Origin of the sequence: Enterobacter cloacae complex sp. P47BA (assembly GCF_014930485.1) — a bacterium.
Taxonomy (GTDB): domain Bacteria; phylum Pseudomonadota; class Gammaproteobacteria; order Enterobacterales; family Enterobacteriaceae; genus Enterobacter; species Enterobacter bugandensis.
Genome location: NZ_JADBRF010000045.1, coordinates 1 through 749 on the forward strand (window position 1 = coordinate 1; position 749 = coordinate 749).

At 53.0% G+C, this 749-nt stretch carries 1 protein-coding gene; it reads right to left on the reverse strand.

The window, feature by feature from the left end:
* Positions 1 to 749, reverse strand: a 749-nt coding sequence (locus IM299_RS22765) for an elongation factor Tu (RefSeq protein ID WP_193358133.1), incomplete at both ends; no start/stop codon positions are given.

Genomic DNA, 749 nt, shown 5'->3' on the forward strand with positions numbered 1-749 from the left:
AGAACTTTAGCAACAACGCCCGCGCCAACGGTACGGCCGCCTTCACGGATTGCGAAACGCAGACCGTCGTCCATCGCGATTGGGTGGATCAGAGTCACAACCATCTTGATGTTGTCGCCTGGCATTACCATCTCTACGCCTTCTGGCAGTTCGATGGTACCGGTCACGTCAGTTGTACGGAAGTAGAACTGTGGACGGTAGCCTTTGAAGAACGGAGTATGACGGCCGCCTTCGTCTTTGGACAGGATGTACACTTCAGATTCGAACTTGGTGTGTGGCTTGATTGAGCCTGGCTTCGCCAGAACCTGACCACGTTCGATTTCTTCACGTTTGATACCACGCAGCAGAACACCAACGTTCTCACCAGCACGGCCTTCGTCCAGCAGTTTGCGGAACATTTCAACGCCAGTACAGGTAGACTTCGCAGTCTCTTTGATACCAACGATTTCAACTTCTTCACCAACTTTGATGATACCGCGCTCTACACGACCGGTAACAACGGTACCACGACCGGAGATGGAGAATACGTCTTCGATTGGCAGCAGGAATGGCTTGTCAATCGCACGCTCTGGTTCTGGGATGTAAGAATCCAGGAAGCCAGCCAGTTCGATGATTTTCGCTTCCCACTCAGCGTCGCCTTCCAGCGCTTTCAGCGCGGAACCACGAACGATTGGAGTGTCGTCGCCCGGGAAATCGTACTGAGACAGCAGTTCACGAACTTCCATCTCTACCAGTTCCAGCAGCTCTTC